Below are 22,543 nucleotides of genomic sequence, written 5' to 3'. Positions count from 1 at the left end.
TTCTTTTTAGGCATGCACCAATCTATATAATAGATGTAAAACAGACGTTTAAAAAGCATTTTCATCCTGTTGTTTACTGCCGGAGATCATAAACAATAATGCGTGTATTGCAGGCTGGTAGCCTGTTTTGTAAAGCAATAGTAAGGTTAGCGATAATAAAATCATTGAAAAGCTCGTTATGAAGAAATAGAAGCACGTATTAGTTTTACATCATCAACGGTAGCAGCACGGTAAGTGAAGAAAGAATAGAAGACACTACCAGAGGTAACCCCTCAACCTAACCCAGATTTTTACCTTTTTTTCATATGGCAAGCAATCGTTAGAGGCCGGCTGTTTCTACAGTGGGTCTTTTTTCTTTTATACCCTCGCAAAGATCTGCTACTAATTTATCAATGCTTCCAAAGGCTTTGTTTTTAGATTGCTCATGTCGCTCATCTTTGAACTCCTGGTATTCGATGCCAATATGGTATACATCTTTTGTTGCATCAACTCCTGCATAGTGTGCGCAACTTTTTATGTGCGGATGAGCAGATTGGCCGGTAATTGTTCATTTGCTGCCATAATTTTTTCGATTCAATAATTTTTTATCCTGGATGCAACTGTTTTATGTAGTAGTCAGTCCAAGTTACAAAATTGGCTGTAAAACATAGGGTTATAAGAAATTTTCAGCCTCTTTTTTGCTGCCGGAGATCATGAACCAGCATACGGCTATTGCAGGCTGGTAGCTGTTTTTGCGATTCGGCATACAGGTTAGAGATAATGAAATCGTTGAAAAGCTCATTATGATGAAAGGGAGGCGCGTATTACTTTTACATCATCAACGGTAGCAGTATGGTAAGAGAGAACAAAAAGAAAAGCTACCAGAGGTAACCCCTCAACCCTAAACTTAGATTTGTACGTTTTTTTCATATGGCAAGCAATCGTTAGAGGCCGGCTGTTTCTACAGCGGGTCTTTTTTTTACCCCCTAACCCTCCCGACAAGTCGGGATTGACACTAAAGGGGGAATGCATTTCATCACGCGCTATGCCCTTCAAACAGCAATGATCTGTTATATATCATTTCGCAACATGAAAATAATCTTATCTATCCTGTTTTCCTTAGTAAGCGCTTTTGCTTATTCCCAGGCTGATGCAAAATTCATAGCATTTGATCATACCGGCGAAATGGAAAAAGGATTTACGACCGTAATTTTTTCTAATAAAGATCTTAAGGCCGTAAAGAAGCATCCATTTCTAAAATATAAAACTGTTGTTTTCTTTTATAAAATTGATAATGGATTATTTGCTGCTTTAATTGAAAAGCTATCAAATGATAAGCATGTAATAATTTCAGACGAGGAGTATTGGGGTGTATTTATGGCATCTGTTGAGCAAAAAGGAAAGACCATATATTATACCAACAGAACATTTGACGACGCCAGGCAAACTGTAGCTGGCATCCTTGCATATCTTAGATCCAGGAACGATACCGGGGCATTTATAAAAAATTTTGAGGCCATTGCTGAGGAAATTGAATACCGCAGTAAGTAAAAATGAGCCATATCCCCGAATGTAAAAATGCTAAATTATCGGTGATTATGAGTCATTTCGAGTCAACTTTTCGCTCAATGTTTCGAACTTGTCATCCTGTTTCGAACAAGCCGCCCGATGTTAGCCACTTATGCTGCAGAGTTCGCAACAAATACTCCGGAGTTAGTTATATCCATCATAAAGTTAGTTACCAATAGCTCATTGTTACTCAAAATGCGTCAAGGCGAGCAATTCACGTGTATTTCAACAATTTTGCTTAATATAATCCAGGAACTTAGCAACTTTTCGGGAAATGTGAGCGATTTTATCTTTAAAGTACGCAACATTATGCTCGTTTTGCTACTTTTTTCATGCTTATAATTGTTTCTATTATAATCCATACACCTAATGCAATTATAAATGCCAGATCAATTTTTTGCCAATAACCTCTTGAAAAGTGGATTTTAATAAATGGATTAAAAAGCAGTGCGCAAAGAATATAGATTATACAGTCAATGCTTACCTTTTTATCTCTTTCAAATGCATTATATGCCAGCCATCCAAATAGTACAAACGCTGCTATTCTGAAAAATTGATAGAAGCCATATGGCATATGAAATAAGCAACCTATAAATAAAACCAGTAATAAGCCTTTTACTACGATTTTCATATTAAAGTATTTAGAAGTGCCAGGTTAAATATTGCTAGAATAACCGAATTGCACAACAGAAAATTATATTTTAACCTTACGAAAATAACTTTTTTGATTCGGATCAATTGATTGCCATATTTAGCTCAATTTGCAATTCTGTACTGCAGCCGGTTCAGATTTGAACTTATACCTGTATGCGCTTTATTTTTTGATAATTATCAACTCCTTCCGGTTAGTACTATAAGTTACAAAAGTTGTTTACATAGTAAACAACGACCTATGACTGAAAAGCAAAACATCGAATATAAAGTTACCTGGCGCGATGAGTATTTAAAATGGCTGTGCGGATTTGCTAATGCCCAGGGCGGTGAGTTAATTATCGGTGTGCACGATAATGGGGAGGTAGCCGGTTTGCCTGATGCTGCCAGGCTGCTGGAAGATATTCCCAATAAAGCAAAAGATATTTTGGGAATAATGGTTGATGTAAATGTGCAGGATGAAGATGGCAAAGAATACCTGGAAATTAAAGTAGATCCGTATCCAAATCCAATTAGCTATAAAGGACAGTATCATTATAGAAGTGGCAGCACCAAACAGGAACTCAAAGGGGCTGCGTTGGACAGGTTTCTGTTAAGAAAGCAGGGAAAGCGGTGGGACGGTGTTCCGGTGCCACGGGTGACGCCGGCCGATTTGAGTGACAGGGCTTTTTCGCATTTCAGAAAAAAAGCTGTTAGCAGCAAACGTTTACCTAAAGAGGAGGTATCTGTAAGTAATAACCTGTTACTGGAAAAGCTTCGGTTAATAGAAGGCACTTATTTAAAGCGGGCGGCATTGTTGTTATTTCATCCGGATCCCGAAGCTTTTTTTACCGGCGCCTATATAAAAGTAGGTTTCTTTAAAACGCATACTGATCTGCTTTATCACGATACCATCCATGGGAACCTTTTTGAGCAGGTTGATAAGACAATGGACCTGCTATTTACCAAGTATATGAAAGCCATGATTAGTTATGATGGCATATACAGGGTTGAAACATACCCATTTCCGGAAGAAGCCATACGAGAAGCCGTAATAAATGCCGTTATTCATAAAGATTATGGATGTGGCATCCCTATCCAGATCAGTGTATATGACGACCAGTTTTATATCTGGAACCATGGCCAGTTGCCTGATGACTGGACGGTGGAGAAATTGCTTGATAAACATCCCTCTCTTCCTAATAACCCTGATATTGCCCATACCTTTTTCAGGGCCGGGTATATTGAATCCTGGGGCCGCGGTATGAAAAAGATACTAGATGAATGTACCAATGCCGGACTGCCTGAGCCTGCATTCGACTATGATGCCAATGGGCTGATGGTTGAGTTTAAGGGTAAGCCGGTTGCCTCGTCGGAGAAAACGCCGGAAGAAAGCTCTGAAAATGTCGGTGAAACGTCGGGAAAACGTCGGGGAAATGTCGGGAAAACGTCGGGGAAAATTTTAGAATTGATGAAAACTAACCCGGGAATTACCATACCTGAAATAGCTGCCATTATTGGTGTTACGGAGAGGTCGATCGAAAGAAATATTCAGAAACTTCACCAAGAAAACTTCTTAGAAAGAGTAGGGGCTGCTAACGGCGGAAGTTGGGAGGTTAAAGAATGATAAACTTCGGTGTTTGATCCTGATCAATTTCTTGCATCCTTACCCGTTACCCAGTCAAACCCTATAATTTTTGTAATGTCCCGTATCGACTACGTTATGCTATGTACGATTGAAAATTCAATATGCTTCTCTGGGTTAATATATTCGCCAATACTTGATATATTTAAATGGTGTAATATGAGTGATAAATTTTATACCTTTGATTAATATATCCTTTGTATAGTTAGATATACCCCAACTAAACGTCATTGAGTAGCTCTCGCTTTACTCAATAAAAATTCGGTATGAAACTGGAAAAAATTACCATTAAAAATTTTAGACGTATTAGTTGTGCTGAAATCTATTTATCTCCTGCTTCTTTTATCATTGGGACGAACAATTGCGGCAAAAGCTCTGTCATCGATGCAATAAATGCATTACTATCTCTCAAAACCGACGTAGTGGTTGAAGCTGATTTTAGGCAACAAGAAAACGGAGAGCGTTGTGATACAATTGAACTCACCGGTGTTTTTTCTGAAATAGATGAGGAAACTTCTTTAAGCAGAGGCTTTAAAGGCAGAATAATTGACGGGAAATTCATATACAAAAAGACATATAACCTTAAAAATGTAGGTAAACCGAAGTTTGAAAGTTTGTCTTATCCTTATACCCTAAAAGATGATTTTAAAATCGCAAAAAAAGTTCAGGATCTAATTGATTTAGGTATACCTGCAGATACTTGCAATAAAAGATTAGCAAAGTCTGAGCCTAACGAAAAATTGCTTAAAGGATGGGAGGCCGAATTTATTGAAGTTGTTGATTACGACCTTACTGCTGCCCCGAAATATGAAGAAAACCCCGGAGGGTTTCCTTCAAATGTAATTTCTAAATTACCACGAGTGATAAAAATTCCTTCCTTGGTAAATCTTTCCGATCTGGAAGGCAAGGAAAAAGGGGCAAGCGTATTAAGTGAATGTTTAAGTTTGTTATTTGAAGACTTACTAAGTTCAACAGAACTTGCCAAAGAAATACAGGAAAAGCTCAACTCATTAGAAGAGCAAATGAACCCGGCTTCGGAAGGGTCTTTAATAAAAAAGCTAACGACAGCCGTTAACGCCATAATTAGCTCTGTATTCCCCGCTTGTGGAATTGAAATTACTCCCAATCTTCAAAATTTAACTGATATAATCAAGCCCAAATATGATGTTCAACTATTTTCTAATGTGAAAACCAAAGCTGATAAACAAGGAACTGGATTAGTCAGAACTGTTGCTTTTGCAATGCTTAGATACCATTCAAACTTAAAATTAGAAAGGCAAATTGAAACCCGTCCAGTAATCGTTGGCTTTGAGGAACCTGAAATTTATCTACACCCTAGTGCTGCGAATTTATTAAGGGATACGATATATTCTTTAGGTCAAACGGATCAAATTGTGTGTACGACACATTCGCCGTGGATGATAGATTTAACCAAGGATCCATTAAGTTTAACAAAAATGGAGCTCTTAAATGACACGACAATTTCGTGTGTGAACTACGGTTTAACCAGCGCTTTTGCCAGTCTCCCAGAGGATGATAGATGCCGTGTCAAAATGCTGCAAATGTTTGATGATGAAGTTTCAAGAGTATTTTTTGCCGAGAGAGTTGTCGTAGTAGAGGGTGACACTGAATTACTTGCAATAAAAAATACAATTAAGCTTTTGCCAGAAGATATTGAAAAGAAAATATTATCAACTACACAAATAGTTCGTGCACGGGGAAAAGCATCAATTATTTCTCTTGTTAAATACTTGCAAGATTTAGGTATAAAACCATTCGTGTTATTTGATCGAGATAAAGGCGTAAAAGGAGCTGAAAAGTTTAATCAGCCAATAATAAACGAAGTGAATGATCCCAAAAGAGCAAGAGAAAACCATGAGTGTGTTGAAGATGTGTTAGGTTATCCGGTTCCATCGTCAGACAAACCGTTCCAGGCATTTATTTATACCTATAACTGGTCAGCGGTTTCGGATATTCCTCAATCATGGAAAGAAACATTTGAATCCTTATTTGATGTTACTTTGAATATTCTTGCAGAAAACGAAGCCTTACTGATAGCAGCAGAATAATTTATTACCCGAAGCTTTAGATACTTGAGTAAAAAAGGCTTTGCTTGGAGGCCTTTTTGCTCATAGTTGTCGGAAGGGTGTGCGGAAAAATTAACAGCCAGTTCCGCCTCGGCGAAACTGCTTGTTTTCGTTAATTTGCACCATGAACTTCTACCAACAAATCATCTCCTTACCTGAAAAACCACGGGGTTTCCACATCATAACAAGAGAAGTCCTCCGCGCCTTGCCGGAAATAGGAACAATCAGAACGGGTATGTGCCAGGTATTTATTCAGCATACGTCCGCCTCCCTCACCATCAACGAAAATGCCGATCCCACCGTTCGGGATGATTTTGAAATGTTCTTCAATAAAACCGTAAAGGAAAACGATCCGGATTACCGGCACGATTATGAAGGCTCCGATGATATGCCGGCGCACCTGAAAGCGGCCCTGTTGGGCAGTTCAGTGTTGATACCTATCCATAATGGCCAACTGGCATTGGGCACCTGGCAGGGGATCTATTTATGTGAGCACCGCAATCATGGTGGATCGAGAAGCATTGTGATCACGGCCTGGGGCCAGTGATAGGGGAGGATAATTAAAAAGTAAGCATATAAATTAATAAATAAGACATCGATGTTAAAAAGATCCCTGATAGTAGTGCTTCCTTTAGTTTTCGGATTGACAGTTTTTTCCTGTAAAGAAAAGGCCAAACCGGAACCTGCACCTGTTGAAAAAATTAACGTAAAGGAGCTAAGCGCAGGCCCGGTTGTTCATGAAAACTTAAGTGAAGCGCAGTTGGAGAAGATCATGCGGATCCAAAGGGTCCTGGCGGAAGTAAACCCAAGCACATTGGAAGAAACCATAGACGACTTTAAAAGTGAACAGAACCCGGATAAGGAGATTGCCATCTGGTTGGCGATGGCCAATGCGTATGAAAAATTTACGGTAAATCATAAGGGGCTTGACAGGAACAAAAAGGAAGAAGCTTATAACCTTATACTGATGCGCTCCATGGAAAATGAAGCCGATGCAAAAGCCGAAACGGGTCTGAAGTTCCTGAGTGATAAAGAAGTGGCGGAAATCTTCAGCTATTATACCCTGAAAGCACGCCCGATAACGGTTGAGAAAAGATAGGCGGGTAAATTTTGATTCCTGCTGAATCTGCCGTATTATAGTAATCGATATGAAACACCCCCTTACTCTTAGTTATAGCGCTTGCTTTTTCGGCTGCTGTTTTCGGACAGACGAATAAAGTAACCGGAAAATTAGCCACCACCGATACGGCCGACCTCACCATTTTAAATATCTATCCCGATTCTTTTCCTGATGTTTCGGTAGTGTTCAAAGCCGAAACAAGAAAAGGTGAGCCGGTTTGGAATCTGACGAAAGAGAAAATGATGGTAAAGGAGAATATCCAAAATTGTAAGGTGATCTCCCTGGCGCCTATCTCCCGGTTCAAACCCATTAACATTGGCATTGTGATCGACCACTCCGGTTCTATGCAGGAGGATAATGCCCAAATGGTAGATAAAGCCGGGAATTCACTGGTGTATTATGACGATAATTTTCAGCTTGTTTTTCCAAAGGGTTATGTGGCGCCTATTGAAAATGCAAAATCGGCGGTGAAAAAGTTTGTCAGCTCCTTCAATGTAAAAAAAGATTTCATCAGCATAATCGGGTTCTCTGAAACCGTTGACCAGGTATTACCAGCCACCCAGGATGTGTCGAAGATCAACACCATGGTAGACTCTATCCATGCTACCGGAACTACGGCTTTTTATGATGCCCTTATCAGGGGGATCGAGGAAGTTAAAAAGGCGGATGGCGTAAAGGTGTTGGTGGCGCTTACTGATGGGCTCGATAACCGGTCTGCGTTTAAATGGAGCCAGGTGGTGGAGCTGGCTAATAAAGCAGAAATTCCTATCTATATCGTGGGGTTGGGAAATGTAAACAGAGACACGCTTTCATTGATTGCCAAATCCACCAGGGGACAGTATTACTATACCAGTTCGGCTTCGTCGTTGAATGTTGTTTACCAGGAGATCAGCAAACAGGTGCAGGCCTTTTACGAACTGGTGTATAATTCGCCTAACTTATCGGCTGCCGACAGCACCAGGCAAATAGAATTGTCGTTTAACGTTGACAGCATTTACCTGGTTACGAATGCTGCCACAAAAAACTTCCCGGCCGAAGTGGTTACAGTAATGGCGAAGAAGGAAAAACAAAAGCAATATCCCCTGTATGGTGGTATAGCCCTGATTGTTTTGGTGGCGTCCGGAACGCTGTTGTACCGGTATCAGAAAAGAAATGCAAATCCTGTAAAGGCCTGATCATATGAATGCACCATTGATAAGAACGTTGGCAATAGCATGCCTGTTTATTGCTGTCCTTTTTTCCTGTAAACCGTCTAGCCCCAAACCAACCGGGCCGGCATTTGAAAGAATTTTACAGGATACTACTAATAATCGCCGGGCTCAAACTGATTTGATGCAAGTAGAGCATTACAATAGCATCTGTAAGGGTATTGGGTTGAACCGATTGTATGACGGCGTCGACAGCTTTGAAGTGAGGGCCTGGCGACAGTTTTCTGTATTTGGAATGGCTACTGATGAAGAGATCTACTCGTTAAGGTTGATAGACTCCACTGTTAATTTAACTTTTTACCGGGTTTATTGTACGCAGAATAACGATGAAAATTTTCGCACCTGGAATGCTTTTACAGATGCCAAAATTGACAGTTTCGTCGCGGTGTCCAAAACCTTTCCGAAGAAAATTGCAGATAGTATAGATCTGAGAAGCCTTTGGAATTTAAAAACACAAAGTGCGTTGAGTATTCCCGACAGTATTGGCTTCCTGGATGGCACCACCACCAGTCTTGAATTGGCTTCCAGGTCTAAGTATAAGTTGATAAGGCATCATGAGGCAATCGCCTATTATGAAAGAACAGGTATTAAGGACATAGCGGATTACATGGATGCGCATGATAAATTAATAGCGCTTTTTCAGTCCAATAGGGTGTATGTACGGTAAGTGAAAATGCGGTCCATAGCGGCCTTGCCGAAAAATATACTGATTGTCAGTAGAAATTGGAACAAAAAATTACGTATTTTGAAGAGTTAGACGCAACAAATATTTATAGTCATGAAAGTATTTATTAGCTGGTCAGGAGAAAGAAGCAGACAGGTAGCGGAATTGCTAAACGTTTGGATACAATGTGTTCTTCAGGCAGTAGATCCGTGGTTATCAACGAAGGATATTGATAAAGGATCACTGTGGTTTTCAGAAATCACGAATCAGCTTTCAAGCACACAAAATGGTATTGTTTGCTTAACTAAGGCCAATCTTAGTAATCCATGGATCCTTTTTGAATCTGGTGCATTAGCTAAAGGATTAACTTCTAACAGGGTTTACATATTTTTAGTTGATCTAAAACCGAATGATGTTAAAGATCCCCTGGCTCAATTTAATCATACAATGCCAAGCCGTGAAGGCGTTTTCCAATTAATAAGAAGCATTAATAATGGACTTGGTGAAAAGGCATTGAGAGAAAATATCATCGCCAATGTTTATGAGACATATTGGCCTCAGTTTGAAAAAGGGTTTAAGGAAATATTAAGTAATACTCCTGAAGAGGAAATAAAAGAAGAAAGGCCAAAGGAGGATTTACTAAACGAAATATTATACTCTGTAAGAGCTATTGATAAGAGATTACGCAAGGTAGAAGATACAGAGCAAAAGATTTCCGATAGCGTGAAACCAAGGTATCTGAATTTCAAATCGGATAGCAATATTGAGTTCGGGGAAATGGGTGATAGGCCCATCGAAGATTTGGAGTTGAGCGTTCACCTTTTCAATTTTTTAAAGTCCCAAAAAATAAATACTGTAAAGGATATTCGGAATGTCGATACCACAAAGCTTGATAACGTTGCTTTGAAGCATGAATTAATACGGGTGTTAACCAGACTTATCAACCTGAATAAAGAAAACTGATGCATATAATGTGATATTGCTGGCGTTATCAAGTCGACATCAAGGATGACTTTTAACGCTTCGACGTCACTACTGATATTTACTCAAACCAAACAGCTTCATAGCGATTCCCCGTTTTTCGAATTACTTTTATATTTTCAACCTTGGGGGAATAACACATGAAATACAGCCTGCTTATCGCCATCTTTTTTACATCCTGTATGAACACCGGCAAAGAGGAAGTGAAGCCTACACTATATGATGAAGCATCATTGAGGGCCTTTGTGTTGGGCACACCGGCTATGAATGAAAACAAGGCTTTAGACAGCCTGGCCGGCATCCTGGTTAAAGCGGCAAAAGACAGTGCGGTGTTTCGTAAAACGATTGTGTTTTTAACCGAGCCGTTTGGCAGCCCCAACTCCAGCTATCGAAATCAAAAAATGTATGCAACAATCCTGGAGGCGGAGATCAACTCCCATTGGTACATCGCCCCCGAAAAGGAAATCGCGAAGGGAAAGCTTATCTTATCCCGCCAGAACAACCTGGGCAGTGTGGCCAATGATTTCCCTTATACTACTCCTGGTGGAGCTATGAAAAGGATGTATGACATCAAAGCCAACTTTCTCCTGCTGTATTTTAACAACCCCGAATGCGAGGCCTGTAAGGAAATGAGGGCGGCATTGTTGCAGTCAGCGATCATCGATCAAAAAGTAAAAGCCGGTGAATTAAAGGTGCTTTCTATTTATGCAGATACCGCTGAAACAACCTGGCGGGCTCATCTGGGCGAATACCCCAGGCAATGGCTTTCCGGTATCACGGATGGTACGCTGCATAAACGAAAAATATATGATCTGAGCGCCATTCCCACTATGTATCTGCTGGATAAGGATAAGAAGGTGTTGTTGAAGGATTATTTTACGGTACAGTCGATTGAGCAGGTGGTGAAATAAAACCGATGTTGCAACTGAGGGTGTTACTAACCGTGAAAAACACCCTTTTTCTACTTAGTACAGGCATATGAGGCCTTTACCCCTTTTGAAATCAAAATAATAAACAATATATTTGTTACAGGCATCAGCGCATAGCGCACTGAGTTATTCTGATCGGTTATTGAGTCATACCCATTGTTGATTTTCACCCTTAAAAATTTCAAGGCGTCGTCGCCATACATACGACCACAGGTTAAGTCTCTCGCATGCACCCATTTCTGACGGTTTGCTGTTCCACCAGCAATCGTTTACTGCTATTGATTAGTAACAGTTTTTATTTCTAATTACCCCACCTAAAGAAACAAACTATGTTGCCTTTTCAATCAACGTTTGAGGAATTGATTCAATCCCTTCGATTCCGGCTGCAGGAAGCCGAAGCCCGGGACACCGGTCTGCCTGCCAGGCAGGAAACATGTATCCGCATCTGTGAGGACAGCCTGTTGCAGCTCCGGCAATGGGTTACAACCAATGCTTTTCCCGACCGGGATTGCGAGATCTACTTTTTTAAGCGGGTAAAACCGGAGGTCATGTCCAGGTGTATTTTTTATAAAAAAGTATATCGACTGCATACCGGGTATTATAACGGAAGCGGATTGCTGGAAAAAGAACGGCTGGAAACAGAACTGCGTGACATCAATCGCTTTTTTGCCGATAACCGGGAATACTATACTTACTACCGGAAGGGCTATACCCATCATGATGAATTGTTTTTTATCCGGGGCAATTATGATTGGAAAATCTGCCCTGATATCAACCATTTTGACAGCGTTTTTTCTACCAGCTTCGATGGAATGCTGGCGGAACTGATGGCCTATGAGCTGCTGATAAAATACATAGATGGCATGCTGAATCCCAAGCCAAAGCTGGTTGGTCCTTCTCCAGACAATACTGCCTTACGTGCCCATCATAGTTCGCTGCGTTGCACAGCTACCAGCACCGATGTAGTGGAATTGGGCTACGCCTAGTATACCCGGGAAAAGTTCAACAATGGTAACGCTTCTATCAGCGAGTCTATGGCCTTCATGATAAATGCATTCGGGGTAACGTGAAGGATTAACTGGTTTTTAAAATAATAATATTTTCCATGGATTACTAGAATGGATTTTATTTCACAACTTCTGCTTTTTATGTGGCAACTTTCAATTATTGAATGACATAAATAGCTTTTGGAGTCACATCTTTGCTTTGTCAAATGTGACAAATTGCATATTGGAAGGTCTAAATTGTTTGTTCGATCTCATCTATGCATTATGCAGAATCAAGAATGCTTCATGCCTGATTGGAAATAGATTGGGCGTAGTCTCAAATTATTGGACCCGCCACCAAAATAAATCTAGGAAGTGTGGATTTTATTTTCGGCAGCCTTCTTTCGATTGTTGGGGGCTTTCCATCGATTATTGAAAGCTATCAATTATTTTTTGTGGCCATCAACAAACATTTTATACCCTCCAACTTATTTTGTTTAACCATAACCTAACTCTTGTTATGACATTAAGAGCATGCATGCTAAAAAATGAGGATTGCATGGCCTATTCATTAAATTGTCCAGAATTCAATTAAAATTATGAAGGCGGTAATATGAGTTAGTAAGTCCAAACTGAAATTTGGTAACTTTCTTCGAGTCGGGGAAGATTGTCATCCGTCTATGGCTGGAGTTAATCAATGTGGTGAAGTTTATAATTTGAATATGGAGGAGGAGAATTGATTTGCCAGGCGATCAGTTTGATTCATGGGTTTGCATTCCGAAATAGTTAACCTGCATTTTAAAACTATCATTGCTCAAACTCAATTATAGCCCCAATCAATTCTAAAAGTTGACTTTTCAATTTGAATGATACAATAAAGAAACTGATTTTTCCGGCCAGGACAAACAAATGAAGGCCGCCACGCTAAATAGTACTGTTGGCTAACTAATCAAAATACCTTCCCTTAGTTATCTGAATGAAATTTTTAAATAAGTGCGGGGTAAATGAATAAAACTAATTTACAACATTTGTTTATAACCGGTATACATCCGGTTGTTTATTGATGTAAGTCAAGGCTAGGTTGACTGTAAAGTTTATTTCCGTTTTTTAAGTTCAGTTTTTGTAACTTTAGTAGCGGAAGCCTAAAATTGTCTGAAGAGAACCGATAAAAGATTTATATGAGTAAAAAGCAATACACTATTAATGAAAATGTTGCAAAAGATCAGGCTGAATTAATGTTAAGAATGTTCAAGGAGCGGCTAATTGAGCGAAACGCCGACATAGAAGTGTATATTTCAATCTGTGAAATTCTTTACCAAAACGGTTTTAGAGCTAATCTCCTTGGAATGCATAACCAGGACACAAGCAGCAATTTTTCCTGGCATACTCTTATTAAATATAAAAATGTTGTTGATTTTCAAATCGATCATCTTTTAGATAAATGAATGGATTTTGAAATACTGCAGGATCTGTTTCTGCAGTAAAGAGAACGTAGCATTTCGCTGGAATCTGTATTAATGCACGAACTCAAATATGTACCACGAACACCTAGTACTATAATTTTTTGGATAGCTGAACCATAGACATAAAATAATCACAGACCTTTCTTTTTGTGCCTTCGTCTATTTCGTAGTATTTACTTTGAAGGTGACCGTGCGAAAGCTCAGATTTACGTAGTGTGGTAAAGTTGCCGGCAACTAACTTTAAGATCTCTGTTTGATTGATATTAGTAACAATTCCCGATTCTTTAAATAAACGGATAATTAATGCGAGTACGGGGACTGAGATCGATGTATGAATTTTAAACCCTTCTTTGAGCGCTGCCTTTTCCGGAACAAAGTCTGTACCTTCCAGCCAGGCTATTTCCTGCGCGATCCATTCGAGGATCGTTTGTTTCGCTGCAGGTTGTGCCGGATGATAGGCTGCATTACTTTTTTCCAGGATCTGAATCACCTGTTTCTGCGTACTTTTTAAAAATTCAAGTTTTAATTCGTCTGATTCTCTATTATCGACTTCCGTTTTTATACCTGTACAGACTTCCTGTATAAACGAAAACTCGTTGAAGTTACAACGAATCAGCAATTCGGTCAGCGCCACATATCCCGGTGTAGATGCAGAAGAAGAAAGACACCTGGAAAATTCCTTCAGTAAGTATTTAAAATAAGAGGCCTGTTGATAGGTCATTACCGTTTCATCATTGTGATGAAGAACCCCATTAATGCATTGATTCAGCAACTTCACTATTGGAAGGTTTTCCGGGCATTGGCTCAGCGTTTGGGCAATGATCTTCCAGTAACGTTTCAATTCAACACCTTCCCGATGGTGAAAATGGAGAGGAAGGTTCAGATCTGCGTTAAAATAGCGGCCATAGTTGTTGCGGAGCAAATTAATGATCGCTTCCAATTGTGCGCTAACGGCCTGGTAAAATTGAATTAATTCCCTGGTAATGGATTCATAATGCTGGTAATAAAAGAGCAGGTCGAGCAGGTTAGCTGATTCTGCCTGATAGCGTTCTACCAATAACTTAATTGCTGTTTCTGTTTTATTATTGATCGTATCACGCAGCAATTGCCTTCTGACAGCTTCCTTTAGATCTTTCGCTGTAACCAGGTACTCATGTAGAGCGGCTGGCGCTGATGGTAATAATATAGCCGGGTGAAGCATTGAACGCACCAATTCATCCCAGGTTTCAATCGGATGTTTATCCATAACAGATCAAAAAATTAACAGTTCTAAAATAAATCCTGCTCAAAAATAAATGAGAATGCAATCAGGTATTGAACTTTCCGGAAAACTGTCGGGTAATTTCAAATTTTCGCATGGGTTTTGCGAAAATTCGCAAAGGAGCTTGCAACCAGGAATTGAATTTTCCGGAAAACTGCCGGGTAATTTCAAATTTTCGCATGGGTTTTTGGAAAATTCGCAAAGCAACAGTTAGGCAAATCCTTTTCGTCGATTTTACACGTTCTAAAATAACATTGACTCAAATCAATAAGTAGCAACAGAGCTACTCACGTTATGGATTAACCTTAAATAATATTTAAATTTAATACTGAATACCTAACTCATACTAAACCATGAACCTGACCGCTCCTCAGAAATCTCGCTTAAAGGTGTTGATAGTTGACGACCACCTTGCCATCCAGCAGGACTTAGAATATTTTTTCCAACAACAATCTGACTTTATAGTGGTAGGCGCCTGTGGCACTGTTCATGAAGCCAAAGAATTGATCAATGCCACAAAACCGGACCTGTTGTTACTCGATATCGGACTTCCGGATGGAACGGGTTTCGATATCCTCGATTATAAACCAACACAGGCGAAGGTCATATTCATGACGGCATACAACGATAATGCCAGTCTGGCGTTACGTTACAGCGCCATTGATTATTTACTAAAACCCATAAACGAAAACGAATTAAGGGAGGCCTTACAAAAAGTTATCAAAGCTCACCCCCTGTTACGGGAACAAATTGACATCGCCCAGGATAGTTTCAGGAAAAGAAAGAAGCCGGATTGCATCGTATTGCAGTCCGGGCAATTTGAAGAGATAACAGAGGTAAAAGATATCTGCTATATTCAGGGTGAACATGGCAGCACTGTCGTTTTCTTAAATGGAGGAAAGAAGGTGGTCACTCCCAAGTGCCTCAAATACTACGAGGAATTATTACCCGCCGAGTTATTCCTGCGTACCCACTACTCCTATCTTGTCAATAAATTTTATATCCAACGCAAACATCGGAAAAAGGACATACTCTCTTTAAAGGATGGTACAGAAATCCCGGTGTCGCTCCGGAAAAAGGAAATGATCAACCTGCATTTTAAAACCCTTTAACCGCTATGTATAGGATCTTCGTCCTGGCCATCATTTGTATGGCCTGTAATACCAATGGTAACCATCGTCAGCAACCTGCCAAAGCTCCCTTGCTGCCCTTTTTTAAACAGCGGGTTAATCCCTTATTACAAAATCTGGAAACTGCAGCCGCCAAAAAAATACTGGACAGCCTGCTGCCGTACATTAAAGAAAAGGACAACTATATAGATATGTGTTCCTGGCTTCGCTGTATGGCAGTGGTATATCAACTCGAAAACAAGCTCGATAGCGCCCGCCTGTATGCGGATCGGTCCCTACAGCTGGCGCTGGAGAAAGATACCACCCAACGGCAGCTCCTGGCCGGTAAAATTCAAACGGCAGACATCATGGGCGACCAACATTCCCTTGACAGCGCACTGATCTACGGCCGCGAAGCTTATTTCATGGCTCAAAAAATTGATACGCCGGGACTGCCGCTGATTTGCCTGAAACTGTATAATATCTATGAGAAGATCGGGGACCTGCCCATGCAAAAAAAATACCTGTTCGAGGGCTTTAAGCGCAGCACAAGCCCCAAGCATAAAACAGTTTTCGCGGCGAACATTTCCGAATACTACGGGAAAATGAACGAGATAGATTCCGCGCTTATCTTTTTCCAGGCATTGATGCTGGATACCAGTTTCAGCAATCCCTATTATAACGCAGTGCGGTTTGAAAACCTGGGAACGCTTCTTTCAAAAAAAGGATATCTGAAAGAGGGCCTTGCCTATCAGTTGAAGGGCATGCAGATCAGCCGTAAATTAGATGAACTGAGTGCTCAATCTTACTACAATATAGCAGCCACCTATCTAAAGCTGGGTGAATACCTCAAGGATGAACATTTGCTGGATACGGCGCTGCGCCTTGCTTCGCATGAAAAGAACTGGGCGCTCCAAAAGCAAATATGGCTGGCCAAAGCGGCCAACTTGGCGCTTCAAAAAAAGCATGAATTGGCTTATTCAGCCCAGGATTCTGCTTTCAGTTATTTTCAAAAGGAAGTAGACTCCTCCGTTATCGGCCGTGCCAGGGAGTTGGAAGCAAAATACAGCCTGCTGGAAAAAGACCTTCAGATCAAATCGCTGGCGCTAAGCAACCAGGAGAGCGAAAGAATCAGGCAGCAACAAAAAAATGCGATCTTTCAGATTATTAGCGGCGTCGTCCTCCTTAGCATATATCTCTATTGGGTGTGGAAGCGGAAGCAATTTAAAATGAAAGCAAGGGAAGAAAGCCTTCGACAACAGTTACTCAGAGGCCAGATCAACCATCATTTTTTATTAAGTTGCGTAAGTGAGTTAAAGAAGGTAATACGAGAGGGAAATATCCAAAGCGCCACTGAATTTGTTCAGCAATTAGGCCAACTCTTTAATTTGAGTCTTCAAAATGCCCGACAGCCTTTTGTGCCGCTCGAAAACGAACTTGATGCCCTGGCTAGTTATTTAACACTGCAGCGGGCTTTATTGACACATAAATTTGATTATCACATTGAAGTTAACGGTATAAATGACCAGGAAGTCATACTAATTCCGCCCATGCTGTTACAGCCTTTTACTGAAAACGCTATTTTGCACGGGTTTGACGGCAAAGAAGAAAAAGGGCAAATCAACATCCAAATCCAAAAGAAACATAAAGTGCTGCATTGCGTTATAGAAGACAATGGCCGTGGTTTGCAAACTGTCGATAATGATTCTCAAAAGCAGTCTTTATCTACCATCATTAACAAAGAGCGATTAGAAATATTAAGCTGGCAAACCAAGACACCTGCGCAAGTAAAGATCATTGATAAAAAAGCTACAGGTAGGCAGGCTGGGGTTCGTGTGGAATTGATTGTTCCATATCAATTATCAATAAGCATCTGAGCCTTTGCAAATATTTTAATCTCCTTAATTACCTTGAAAGAAAACTTCCTTTTAAACTTCTTGCTTATTTTAACTAGATAAACAATATAATTAACCGAAATCAATTTATTTGATCATTTTGATGGGAATAAGCTTATACCTATAAAAAATATTTTAAATTACTCTATCATAAAGGTTTTGAATGGTTAAAAGGTATTTGATTAGCATAGCAGCCTCCCTTGGGAGGCTTTTTTCATGGTGAATCCCTAACGAACGATCCTGTAGTGTTTGATAATATAAATTGAAAAGCCTCTCAATCTGGAGGCTTTTTCTTTTTGGTACATAGACATATACCGCTTTCTGATTCTATCAACTAGGACAACAGCCCACTCTCTAAACTTTTTTAAAAATTCTTCTTCATGATAATCACTTAGTTAACCGACCTAGTACTAGGTTTACTAGGTTTTGCAAGCTGTTTTGTGATGTTTATTTGCATTGTCAATCGATTGATAGAATTTTTAAGACCTGAATGAATAGCGTAACCGGAATTTTTATTTATTAATTTATTTAAAACATTTTGTATGAAAGTTAAAATTAAAAAATCGTACAGGTATGCAAGCGATATGGAATCTCTTAAAATAGCTAATCGCGTTGCAGACAGCACAAAAGGGAATCCCTCATTTCCTGATGCAGGTCCAATCCAGACACGGCTGGAAAAAGTTTGCGGAGAGTATACCGGAACAATTAACAAGGCAGGCAGAAATGACCGGACCCTGGCTGCAGTAAAAAATGGCAAGAAGGCTGAGATGATCGGAATACTGGATGAATTGGCGGACCATGTAACCGCAGTCAGTAATGGTGATCCTGCGAAGCTGTTGAGCAGCGGATTCGATATCAGTGGAATAAAGGCAATTGACCAAAACCTTGCGGAAGTAGAGAAGTTCACAGTAGAGCTTGGGGGACCTGGAATTGCTATCACCCGTGTTAAAAAGGTAACAGGGGCCAAAGCGTACATCCACAAATGCACGCCTGATCCCATGACACCTGATAGTGTGTGGATAACGGACACCACTACGGACCGGGAAAATACTTTCACTAACCTGAAGTCGGTTTCCAGGTATTGGTTTCAGGTGTTTGTCGTAGGTAAGGACAAACAAATGAAAGGCTCTACGCTAATGTCGAAGGTAATCCAGTAAAGAGCAATGTACAATAGGTAGTCCCGACTTGATCGCCGAAGCGTGGCGAGGGAGTGCAGGCGATCATGAACAGCTTACATCCTGTAAGGAATACGGCTGACTGTTATTATAGCAGCCATACAAAAGAAGCCTAAATCATCTGTTGCCAGCCTGCCCACCATATCCTATGAAATTCTATTCTATTCCTCCTTATCCTGAGCGTTTTTTGCCCTAGACAGGCATGCATATTCAGAAGCTTCCATGCCTATCGAAGGCAAATCTTATTGGCCGGGATGCCCTGTGCGCAAGGGCACTGGCCCGTAAGTAGCTCTATACGGTTAGGGCGACAGGTTAGTAGAAAGTGCCATTTATTATTAACTTACCAATTTTTACATATGAACAACATTATCAATCGGGTGCAAAGTACCACCCCGAAGTTTTTTAAAATACTTCGCGCCATCGGCTTATCATTGGCAGCGGTCAGCGGAGCCGTGTTTGCATCCAATGTGGAATTGCCAAAGATCATTACAGATATTGCAGGTTACGTTGCGGTAGCCGGTAGTGTAATGGGTGCCGTAAGCCAAACGGCGGTGCTGGAGGAAAATGAGTAATAATTAGGTGGCGTTTATGAGGGAGTCCCTGGCTGTAATGCCGGGGCTCTTTTTAAGTAAACGCGAGTTACTACAGGTATTAGCCAAGCATTGCCATCCATGGCTAGCCAAGAAGCCAATATTTTACAATTAGTAATTGGATTCAGTGATGGAAGCCTTCCAGCTTTGAGCAAGAAGCTCTTGTATTCTACTAGTTGGGAAGGTAGGCATTACGTTAAGTACTTTCTTCAGGTAGTCATATCTATTCACCTCGTGCAGCTTGCAGGTGGCCCACAGTGAATAAATTATTGCAGCATTCTGTGATGCATCGTGTGAGCCGACAAACAGGAAATTAACGGGCGGGATTGCTGCTATGTCATCCGGATCCCGAGGTCTTTTTTTGCGGCGCCTATATAAAAGTAGGGTTCTTTAAAATTCGTATCGCCCTGCTCTACCACGATACCATATATAGGAGTCTTTCTAAAAAGGTTGATAAAAAAATCGACCTGTTGTTAACCAAGTATAGGGAAAGGAGGGCTGAAAAAGGAAAAGATGCTGCTGGAATTTTGAATCTCAAAAAAGCGCGCTTTGTAAATTAGTGTGGTAAGTCATTTTAGGCCATGTAGGGAGAATTGCTTGCTGACGATTTATAAAGCAGTGAGGTATCATTGCTGATTGGGTGTTGCTGTAACGGTTATGTGACTGTCTCCAGGCAATCTGACATCAATTTCTTAAAAATCTTTTTGAAGGCGCATTATATATAATTCCAGAAATGCGACAATAGTAGCGTATCGTTTGGTTAAATTGCATTAAATAAATTATATGAACAAGGTAAGAATGATCGTTACATGTATCGTTGTCCTATGTATTGTTGGCACCGCTTATGCAATTACATCAAAAAAAGGTGGCTCGTTTTGTGTGTCAAAAACGGGGCCTAATCAAGGTTGTTTTGTAATTCAAAATATGCTTATATGGCCTGGCCCAACTGATTATTGGTATCAGGTAAATTGGGACGGTAATAATGCTAGCTGCGTAGGCAGTAATAATTGCCCAACTCCTGTTCACTTAATACAAGGTTAATGAGGTAAGTATTTAAATCCGAAAATAGTAACCTAATTCACTATTAAATAGCATGCGAATTAATAATTGTTCACAGTTATACTTCCGATTAAAAGTTAAAAATAAATATTATGAACAAGTCGAGAATGATCGTGCTATGTATAATTGTTTTAGGCATAGCTGGCAGTGCATATGCATTTATATCTAAAAAAAATCAAGCATTTTGCGTATCAAACACTGGGCCCAATCAAAATTGTTTTGTCATTCAGAATATGATAATAGAACCAAGCCCACCGCCTAATTATTGGTATCAGGTAAATTGGGATGGACAAACTGCAACCTGCGTAGGAAGTAATAATTGTCCAACGCCCGTGCATTTGTTGCCAGATTAAGGGAATATGACGTAGGTTAGGTCATATAAATGTTACATCGTTTTGTTGTGCTGTATTGTTTTCTGAAAGTAATTTTATTTACATTATGACTATTATTTTATGTTTCATTCCCAAATCTTAAGTAAGGCAACAAATAAAATACTGTTTAATTAAAGCGATTATTTATTTAGCTTCTTGCATGAGCAGGAGCTGAATAAACCGACGGTTTAATTGGTGAATAATACTAAAAAAAGCAAATGCTTTTTCCAGTTTGGGGAAATGCATTTGCAGGCAATGGTCCTATATAATGACAAAAATTATTTCTTGTCAGTTGGCCATGTTGGTTCTCCTTTCTTCATCTTTACAAAATTTTCCTGAATTGATTCAAAGTCATCTTTATCTATATCAAGTTCTCTTCCTTGAGTTACTGCTAGTTCTTGCCATTTGAGAGCTTCAGCCGTTTCGCCGACTTTATAAAGCAGGTTAGCATACGTGTCTATATAATAAGGCCTGTATTTAACATAGTCACCTGACGCTTTTTCGCTTCTTTTTACAACACCTGCCATCCAGCTTATTATCCTTTTTAGTTCTGTGGCATCTTTGATTTTCTGCCAAATTAAAAAGGCCTTCGTGTTCAATTTAAAATCTTCACCCATATTGGTTGTGTCTGATCCATATTTTTCCATTTTATCATTTAGGATAGTAGTGTATTTAAGCGCATTTCCATAAAATTGATACCACCTCATTTTGGCCTCCATTACATTACGATCTGCATAATCACCCTTATAATTGTTATCTATGATATTGTATAAGGTACTCCAATCCGGTTCTGGTTTTCCTTCAGCTGCCCTTAAAAATGGGTTAACTTTTTCTTTAGTTATTACATGGTCGACCACATTTTTGGCGTAACCCTCTTTTTTCATCACATAGTCCACTGCTGTACCATTAGGATAGAACATATTAAAAGGGAGTTGGCTTGATTTACTTATTGTAGAGGCAATAAATTCTATATTCTCCTTTGTGTATAGCTTGTCTTTCCCCAGTGATTGTAAGTACGCATAATAATCCGTTAGAAGTAGCAGATAATTGCCTGAGTCTCCTAGTTGTTTTGACATCTTGATGAGGCTGGGCAAATTCTCGTAGTCCCTTTTCCCCTTTTTATACGATCGTACAAGTGCGTAATACTGTTTTGAAGGATTTAATGCGTCCCGGGCAATTTGCATGAATGTAGCTGGTATTTTATACCCCAGGTCTTTATAGACAACCTCCCCATCAGGCGAGAAAAAAAGGAAGGTAGGGTATTCGGCTACATGGTATGACGAGCTCATTTCTCTGGCTGTTTTATACCAGCTTCGGGTAAACTCATTATCTCCTTTGGCTGAGTCCATCTGAACTTTCACGGAGATGAATTTTGTGTTTAATAGAAGGCCTACTGAGTCATTTACATATACCTCTTTATCCATTTTTTTACAGGGCCCGCACCAGGTGGTAAAGCAATCTACGAAGATGTACTTATTTTCTTTTTGCGCTTTTTTCTTTACTTGCTGCCAGTTTAGATTATCAGCCCATATAATACCAGATCCTGCTTTTTTAGCATGGCGGGGTATTGGGGCATTTTCAGATTGCACATATAGCTTAGCATCCTGCGCTTGAAGAAATATGGGGGCACACAAAATCAATACCAATATGGCTTTCATATGCTTATTTATATTTTCATAGAAACGTTTATGGGCCGTGAAAGGGGAAAATTAACCTTGAGGTTCTCAATTATAATATATGCCCGAGTAAAATTTCCTGATCCAGATCATTTTTTTACAGTTAAATGGGTATGTCTAAATATTTCAGTTCTATTCGATTGCGG

The 22,543-nt window shown here is 39.9% G+C and carries 19 protein-coding genes; 15 read left to right on the top strand and 4 right to left on the bottom strand.

The genetic code is table 11. The features are described from left to right. Positions 1-1,068 precede the first annotated feature (1,068 nt). Positions 1,069-1,530, top strand: coding sequence for a hypothetical protein (locus NIAKO_RS23495; RefSeq protein WP_041347202.1), 462 nt, complete (start codon positions 1,069-1,071; stop codon positions 1,528-1,530). A 325-nt stretch (positions 1,531-1,855) separates the two neighbouring features. Here the strand turns inward: NIAKO_RS23495 and NIAKO_RS23490 are convergent, their stop codons facing one another. After that, a complete protein-coding gene (locus tag NIAKO_RS23490; RefSeq protein WP_014220950.1) occupies positions 1,856-2,179 on the bottom strand; it encodes a DUF6804 family protein in 324 nt (107 codons plus the stop codon). A 261-nt stretch (positions 2,180-2,440) separates the two neighbouring features. On the opposite strand from NIAKO_RS23490, the gene NIAKO_RS23485 reads away from it, so the two are divergent. The 10 genes from NIAKO_RS23485 (at position 2,441) to NIAKO_RS23440 (ending at position 13,243) form a co-directional block, all read left to right on the top strand. Next, on the top strand, positions 2,441-3,805 hold the full coding sequence (locus NIAKO_RS23485) for an ATP-binding protein (protein ID WP_014220949.1): 1,365 nt from the start codon (positions 2,441-2,443) through the stop codon (positions 3,803-3,805). Between the two features lie 284 nt (positions 3,806-4,089). Next, positions 4,090-5,892 (top strand): ATP-dependent endonuclease, encoded by a 1,803-nt coding sequence (locus tag NIAKO_RS23480; protein WP_014220948.1) that lies wholly within the window; start codon positions 4,090-4,092, stop codon positions 5,890-5,892. Between the two features lie 142 nt (positions 5,893-6,034). Next, a complete protein-coding gene (locus NIAKO_RS23475; RefSeq protein ID WP_014220947.1) occupies positions 6,035-6,457 on the top strand; it encodes a secondary thiamine-phosphate synthase enzyme YjbQ in 423 nt (140 codons plus the stop codon). A 51-nt stretch (positions 6,458-6,508) separates the two neighbouring features. After that, positions 6,509-7,009, top strand: coding sequence for a hypothetical protein (locus NIAKO_RS23470; RefSeq protein WP_014220946.1), 501 nt, complete (start codon positions 6,509-6,511; stop codon positions 7,007-7,009). A 203-nt stretch (positions 7,010-7,212) separates the two neighbouring features. Further along, the gene (locus NIAKO_RS23465; RefSeq protein WP_041347200.1) at positions 7,213-8,205 is read left to right on the top strand and encodes a vWA domain-containing protein; all 993 of its coding nucleotides are present in this window, start codon (positions 7,213-7,215) and stop codon (positions 8,203-8,205) included. A 157-nt stretch (positions 8,206-8,362) separates the two neighbouring features. Beyond that, a complete protein-coding gene (locus tag NIAKO_RS23460; protein ID WP_133055373.1) occupies positions 8,363-8,905 on the top strand; it encodes a hypothetical protein in 543 nt (180 codons plus the stop codon). Positions 8,906-9,016: 111 nt separating this feature from the next. Next, positions 9,017-9,865 (top strand): TIR domain-containing protein, encoded by an 849-nt coding sequence (locus NIAKO_RS23455; protein ID WP_014220943.1) that lies wholly within the window; start codon positions 9,017-9,019, stop codon positions 9,863-9,865. 158 nt (positions 9,866-10,023) lie between these two features. Then, a complete protein-coding gene (locus NIAKO_RS23450) occupies positions 10,024-10,794 on the top strand; it encodes a thioredoxin-like domain-containing protein (RefSeq protein ID WP_014220942.1) in 771 nt (256 codons plus the stop codon). A gap of 347 nt (positions 10,795-11,141) precedes the next feature. Further along, positions 11,142-11,798, top strand: coding sequence for an RteC domain-containing protein (locus NIAKO_RS23445; protein ID WP_014220940.1), 657 nt, complete (start codon positions 11,142-11,144; stop codon positions 11,796-11,798). A 1,178-nt stretch (positions 11,799-12,976) separates the two neighbouring features. Beyond that, a complete protein-coding gene (locus NIAKO_RS23440; RefSeq protein WP_014220939.1) occupies positions 12,977-13,243 on the top strand; it encodes a hypothetical protein in 267 nt (88 codons plus the stop codon). A 109-nt stretch (positions 13,244-13,352) separates the two neighbouring features. Here NIAKO_RS23440 and NIAKO_RS23435 read toward each other — a convergent pair whose 3' ends face one another. Continuing rightward, positions 13,353-14,507 (bottom strand): hypothetical protein, encoded by a 1,155-nt coding sequence (locus NIAKO_RS23435; RefSeq protein ID WP_014220938.1) that lies wholly within the window; start codon positions 14,505-14,507, stop codon positions 13,353-13,355. Between the two features lie 368 nt (positions 14,508-14,875). Here NIAKO_RS23435 and NIAKO_RS23430 point away from each other — a divergent pair, with 368 nt between their 5' ends. The 4 genes from NIAKO_RS23430 to NIAKO_RS23415 all read left to right on the top strand — a co-directional run bounded on the left by NIAKO_RS23430 (position 14,876) and on the right by NIAKO_RS23415 (position 19,273). Continuing rightward, positions 14,876-15,634, top strand: coding sequence for a LytR/AlgR family response regulator transcription factor (locus tag NIAKO_RS23430; RefSeq protein WP_014220936.1), 759 nt, complete (start codon positions 14,876-14,878; stop codon positions 15,632-15,634). Between the two features lie 5 nt (positions 15,635-15,639). Continuing rightward, on the top strand, positions 15,640-17,508 hold the full coding sequence (locus tag NIAKO_RS23425; RefSeq protein ID WP_014220935.1) for a histidine kinase: 1,869 nt from the start codon (positions 15,640-15,642) through the stop codon (positions 17,506-17,508). Between the two features lie 560 nt (positions 17,509-18,068). Beyond that, positions 18,069-18,683, top strand: coding sequence for a hypothetical protein (locus NIAKO_RS23420; protein ID WP_014220934.1), 615 nt, complete (start codon positions 18,069-18,071; stop codon positions 18,681-18,683). 374 nt (positions 18,684-19,057) lie between these two features. Then, the gene (locus NIAKO_RS23415) at positions 19,058-19,273 is read left to right on the top strand and encodes a hypothetical protein (protein WP_014220933.1); all 216 of its coding nucleotides are present in this window, start codon (positions 19,058-19,060) and stop codon (positions 19,271-19,273) included. 129 nt (positions 19,274-19,402) lie between these two features. On the opposite strand, the gene NIAKO_RS39370 is transcribed toward NIAKO_RS23415, so the two are convergent. Both NIAKO_RS39370 and NIAKO_RS23405 read right to left on the bottom strand, forming a co-directional pair. Beyond that, the gene (locus tag NIAKO_RS39370; protein WP_133055376.1) at positions 19,403-19,549 is read right to left on the bottom strand and encodes a transposase domain-containing protein; all 147 of its coding nucleotides are present in this window, start codon (positions 19,547-19,549) and stop codon (positions 19,403-19,405) included. A gap of 1,450 nt (positions 19,550-20,999) precedes the next feature. Then, positions 21,000-22,379 carry a thioredoxin family protein gene (locus NIAKO_RS23405; protein ID WP_014220930.1) on the bottom strand — a complete coding sequence of 460 codons (1,380 nt, stop codon included), beginning with the start codon at positions 22,377-22,379 and terminating at the stop codon, positions 21,000-21,002. Positions 22,380-22,543: the final 164 nt, after the last annotated feature.

The sequence above is a fragment of the Niastella koreensis GR20-10 genome, assembly GCF_000246855.1.
Classification (GTDB): Bacteria; Bacteroidota; Bacteroidia; order Chitinophagales; family Chitinophagaceae; genus Niastella; species Niastella koreensis.
Note: the sequence above shows the minus strand (reverse complement) of the source record. Positions and strands in the feature narration are given on the sequence as shown.